Source organism: uncultured Romboutsia sp., assembly GCF_958366745.1.
Lineage (GTDB): Bacteria > Bacillota > Clostridia > Peptostreptococcales > Peptostreptococcaceae > Romboutsia > Romboutsia timonensis.
In genome coordinates, this window is sequence record NZ_CATXCO010000157.1 from 1 (window position 1) to 5,688 (window position 5,688).

6 protein-coding genes are annotated in these 5,688 nt (G+C 24.8%); all 6 read right to left on the reverse strand.

The window, feature by feature from the left end:
• Nucleotides 1-31 precede the first annotated feature (31 nt).
• Complete coding sequence (locus Q5F54_RS09875; protein ID WP_288526864.1) at nucleotides 32-538, reverse strand: two-component regulator propeller domain-containing protein; 507 nt, start codon at nucleotides 536-538, stop codon at nucleotides 32-34.
• 143 nt (nucleotides 539-681) lie between these two features.
• Nucleotides 682-915, reverse strand: coding sequence for a lactate dehydrogenase (locus Q5F54_RS09880; protein ID WP_277232856.1), 234 nt, complete (start codon nucleotides 913-915; stop codon nucleotides 682-684).
• Nucleotides 916-1,095: 180 nt separating this feature from the next.
• Complete coding sequence (locus tag Q5F54_RS09885; protein WP_277232854.1) at nucleotides 1,096-1,638, reverse strand: hypothetical protein; 543 nt, start codon at nucleotides 1,636-1,638, stop codon at nucleotides 1,096-1,098.
• 226 nt (nucleotides 1,639-1,864) lie between these two features.
• Nucleotides 1,865-2,707 (reverse strand): discoidin domain-containing protein, encoded by an 843-nt coding sequence (locus tag Q5F54_RS09890; protein WP_281537453.1) that lies wholly within the window; start codon nucleotides 2,705-2,707, stop codon nucleotides 1,865-1,867.
• A 115-nt stretch (nucleotides 2,708-2,822) separates the two neighbouring features.
• A complete protein-coding gene (locus Q5F54_RS09895; RefSeq protein WP_302334339.1) occupies nucleotides 2,823-4,940 on the reverse strand; it encodes a DNA topoisomerase III in 2,118 nt (705 codons plus the stop codon).
• 362 nt (nucleotides 4,941-5,302) lie between these two features.
• The coding region (locus Q5F54_RS09900) for a hypothetical protein (RefSeq protein ID WP_302334340.1) at nucleotides 5,303-5,688 on the reverse strand (386 nt) is incomplete at its 5' end.

Sequence of the window (5,688 nt, forward strand, 5' to 3'; positions counted from 1 at the left end):
TGCTTAGTGATTCATAAGTAATTTGTCTGATTTAAATTGACAATTCAGGATTATATATATTTAAACCATCTGATGTTCCAACTAAAACATCTCCAGACTTAGTTATCAATATATCTCCAATATTATAATGTGATAAGCTTTTTTCTTCATCATTCATATTATAGTTAGTTATTAAATCAGTTTTTGTATCTATTTTGCTTAATCCATTAGCTGTACCTACCCATATATTTCCTGAATTATCCTGCTTTATATCTACAATATAATTATTTGTAATACTATTTTCCAATTCTTCATCATGCTTGTATATTTTAAATTCATACCCATTGTATCTACATAATCCATCATTAATTCCTAACCATATATATCCTTGGTCATCTTGAATTATAGTTTCAACAGTTCCTTGTGAAAGGCCATCTTCACTAGTTATATTCTTGAAATTTATATTGTTATATGCTGATACATAAACTATATTTGTAGTTATTAGCAAAATAATCAATAATAACATATATATTATATATTTCTTATTCATTGTCTTCATATCTATCCCCTTACTAAAGTCGATTCTTGTATGCTTATGTCAAATTATAACATATATATTTATTACTTTCCATATTATGGTAAATAATATCTTTTGCAAATTTAAATACTAAAAAGCTCTGATAAAATATCAGAGCTTAATATTTATTGCCTTTTACTTTTAAATAGCATATATAAATTGTATATATTTATCATTATAATTAGTGCATTAGATATAACAACAGGGTAAGCTTTCACATTTAGACCATATATAACAAATAGTAAACATCCAATAGAGTTTATTATTCTTAACTTTACTATAGATGTCATTGTAAGTGATATTACTATAAATAAAGATGCCGAATATCCTACCCATTCAATAGGTGCAACATTGAACATGATTTATATCTCCTTTTATATCTTTTTACTTATTATTTGATATTTTTAGTTAATTTATAATATATATTATAAATAACCGTACATAAGCATATGAAAATTATATTACAAATTTTATATCTATTTTATATTGTATAAAAATAGGAGATAAGCTTATTTTCACACAAACTTATCTCCTATTTATTATTCACTAAATTTTTCTATTAATTCTTTTAATATATTTTCTATATCTCCACTATCATCAACTTCTCTTATTCTTGGATTAGATAATCCACCACCATGTTCAAAGTCTACAACAGAGATTACAATTTCTTCATCTTCCTCTTCAAAGTCAAATAATAATCCAATTAGATTATCAACATTTAAGCTCAATTCTCCTATATCTTTTATAGTGCTATTATCCTCATATATATCATCTAAATAATGATTAAGTATATATTTTTTTCCATCTATAAACTCTACTTTTTCTGCCCCCTCATATGTCTTGCCTATAGCAAAATGAAGTGCATACTCTCCATTTAGTAAAAGCTTTTTATAATCACTCGCATCTTCTAATTCTTCATAGTCTTCATCAAAAATAACTACATCCATATAATCTCTATCTATTAAACAAATTCTTGATACATAATTAGGGTATTCTGATAATAATTCTTCAACATTATCATTATAATAATTTATAAAATTTTCTAATTTAAATTCATCTGGATTAATTCTTATAGGCTCCATAATATATTTCCTCTCTTCATTAGCATTTTACAAAATAACTTATTTTTTGACAAACGATAAAATATACTATATCATAAACCAAGTCTTATTAACAATATAAAAAACAAAGGATGCTTAGTATAAAATTATAATTACAATAATTTAAAAGATTATCTAATTTAAACTTAGTTTACTTGCAGATATAAAAATAGCCTAAGATAAAATTTACCTTAGGCTATTTTTATATCTATAATTCTTGTCCATATACAGATATTTCTGATATGCATGTATCTTTATATACTCTACCATTAGTATATACTTCTTGGATAATGACTTTAACTGAATTTGTATTTATTCCACCAATATCTATAGTTTGGTACTCCATATTATTATCTTCTAGCTCATATACTTGTTGGCTCTTATCTGAAAACTCTATAATAACTTTTTTAACTCTATTATTTTTCATATATGTTTTTTGATTTTTACTAAATCCATTTATTATATCTATTTTATCAACTCTAAATGTATTATTACTTGAAAACTGTATAAATTGTCCTATTCCATCATCACTTACACCTTCTATCCAAGCAGTGGATGGATTATCATCAATAACATTTTCAACTTTATAATTCATAGACTTTTGAATTAAATGAGATGATGCATATACATTATCCCAAGTTATAAGATTTGATGTAACTTTATTATCAACTTGTATTGTATCATTTTCTGTTTTTTCTTTTATTTTTGCTCCCAAGGCCACTACACCTTTTATAATACCGCCTTCAGTATCTTCTTTATTAAACAATTCTTTTAATAATTTAATCGACTCTTCATATTTTTCATTTTCATAATACTCAGTAGCTAAAAGCAATTTATCTAACTGACCATTAAGATTTGAATATCCATCTATTTTGCTTCCTCCATTTTGTGATACATATACTAATAATCCCTTGGCTTGTTCAAACTCTTCTTTTGCTATTAAATCCTTACTAGATTTAACAGCATTTTCAAGCATTGCTATCTTATCATTACTACTGCATCCAGTTAGTAAAATTGTACTTGTAAGTATTATTATTGCTAATCTTTTCACAGGTGCCTCCTAATATTTGTTCTAACTATATATAATACCATTTTTACCATTTTAAGTTATTAATTTTTAGAAGTAAAATATATAAATATTTTAAGTCGATTTTATAAAATTTATATTATTTTTTTAACTTAGCTAAAGCTTGTGCAAATGGATTATTAAAATTCTCTACATCTTTATTTTGACTTTTTAAGTATTTATTTATGTCTTTTTTAGATGCTTTATTTTTATCTTCTTGTTTTCTCTTATTATATGCTGATAATTTTTCTCTATGTCCACAAGAACATATAAATGTTTTTGCTTCTCCTTCACCACGAAGCTCTAGTTTTTTATGACAAACAGGACACCTTGAGTTAGTTATTTGAGATACTGTTTTTCTAGTGTTACATTCCCTATCTTCACAAACTAACATCTTTCCTCTTTTTCCCTTAACTTCAAGCATATACTTACCACATTCAGGACATCTATTTTTAGTCAAATTATCATGTTTAAACTTACTATCACTATTTTTAATTTCTTTAACTATATCTTTTGAATAATCTTTCATTTCTTTTATAAATATATTTTTATTTAACTTTCCTTTAGATATATCTTGTAATTTCTTTTCCCAACTTGATGTAAGTTCTGGAGTTCTTAACTCTGTTGGTACAAGGTCTAATAATTGCTTTCCTTTAGAAGTTATTAATATATCTTTTCCTTTTTGCTCTATTAAAAATGAATTAAATAATTTTTCTATTATATCTGCCCTAGTTGCAACTGTCCCTAAATTATTTTTTTCCATAGCTGTTAAAAGAGTAGCTTCATTTAAATAAGTTGGAGGATTAGTTTTACCAACCTTTACTTTAATATCATCTATTTTTAATATAGAATTTTTACTTATATTCGGCATACTTTCATAAGTTTCTTCATCATCTAAATCTTTGTAAGTTTCCTTCCATCCTAAACTATTTATTTTATTCCCTTTAGCTACAAATATTTCACCTTCTACATTACCTTTAACTTTTGTCTCTGTATATTCAAAAGGTGGACATAATACACTTAAAAATCTTTTAACAACAAGATCAAAGATCTTTCTTTCCTTCTCACTTAAGTTACTTATAAATACTCTTTCTTCTGTAGGTATTATTGCATGATGGTCACTTACTTTTGAATCATCAACAAATGATTTATTTACTTTTATATTTGATTTAAGTAATTTATTACAAACTTTTGAATAATCACTTACATTTACTGCTTTTATTCTATCCTTTAATGTACCCACTATATCACTTGTTAAATATCTTGAATCTGTTCTTGGATATGTAAGTACTTTATGATGCTCATATAGTTTTTGCATTATTGATAATGTTTCCTTTGCTGAAAATCCATATATTTTATTTGCATCTCTTTGTAACTCAGTTAAATCATATAGTCCAGGTGAATATTTCTTTTTATCTACTTTATTAACTTCTACAATTTCTAAATCTTTATTCTTTATTTTATTATATATATTATCTATCTTATCTTTACTAAATGTTGATGTTAGATTTTTCTTATCTTGCCAAGTAAACTTTACTATTTCATTTGATATTTTAGTTTTCACTTCTAACGTATAGTATTCTCTTGGTGTAAAATTTCTTATTTCTTCTTCTCTTTTATGTATCATTGCAAGTGTTGGAGTTTGTACTCTTCCGCAAGAAAGTTGTGCATTAAACTTTGTTGTAAGAGCACGAGTTGCATTTATTCCAACAATCCAATCAGCTTCAGCTCTTGCTATTGCTGAGTTATATAAATTTTCATATTTTGATGCTTCTTTTAAATTTTTAAATCCATCTTTTATAGCCTTATCTGTACTTGATGATATCCAAAGGCGTTTTAATGGCTTATTTGTATTACACTTTTGTAATATCCATCTTGCAACTAATTCACCTTCACGCCCTGCATCTGTTGCTATTACTATTTTTCCTACATCATCTCTATTTATTTGAGATTTTACTATATTAAATTGCTTACTAGTTTTTTTTATTACTACAGTTTTTAGATGCTTTGGTAGTATTGGTAACTCATCTATATTCCATGCCTTATACTTTTGATCATAACTTTCTGGATCTGCCAATGTAACTAAGTGCCCTAATGCCCATGTTACTATATACTTACTTCCTTCTATATATCCATTTTTATCATTTTTACATTCTAATACTCTAGCTATATCTCTACCTACTGAAGGTTTCTCTGCTAATACTAATGATTTTTTCATAAGTTTTCCTTCCTTAATCGCCATTTTGTTTTATAGTATATAGTATACCACTTGTATATAGTATATTTTAACTTTTTAATTTTTATAAACTATAAAATATATCTACATATAAAAAAGACTAACTTCTTCGAAAGTAGTTAGTCTTTTAACCCGTACATTATATTTTTATAAAGTTGTAGTTTTATATGCATACACCCGAACAATTAAAATAAATGTATTTTAGGTAGGCATATCTAAAAGAGTTTTAGATATGCCTAATAATATTATATGAATTAGCAGTTTATATATTCTATATTAGTTTTTTTATAAATATAATTTTTTTCATTACAAGTATTATTATTTAAATAAGATAACATAATACTTTATTCTAAAAATACCCATATTATATTTACTATAAAATAAGATATAAAAATAGTTCCAATACCTGAAACAAACTCATTAACTCCTACATTAGCAATTTTGTTAGCCACAAAAGGCATACTTATAAATATAATACATGTAAAAATAAACTTTAATATTAAACTATACATATTTTTAAAACTCGAATACTCTTCATCATTTGTATAAAAATCTTTTTCCTGATTCTCACTTTTTATACATCTAGATTCATCTTGTATATTCCTATTTTTCAAATTTATCATATTTTTCTTATTTATATATTTAACTCTTCCATTTTGGTAAACTATCTCCATACTCTTTATTTCTTCTGAGTATTGTTTTAGTCTTTCGTCAAAATTATTATTCACTT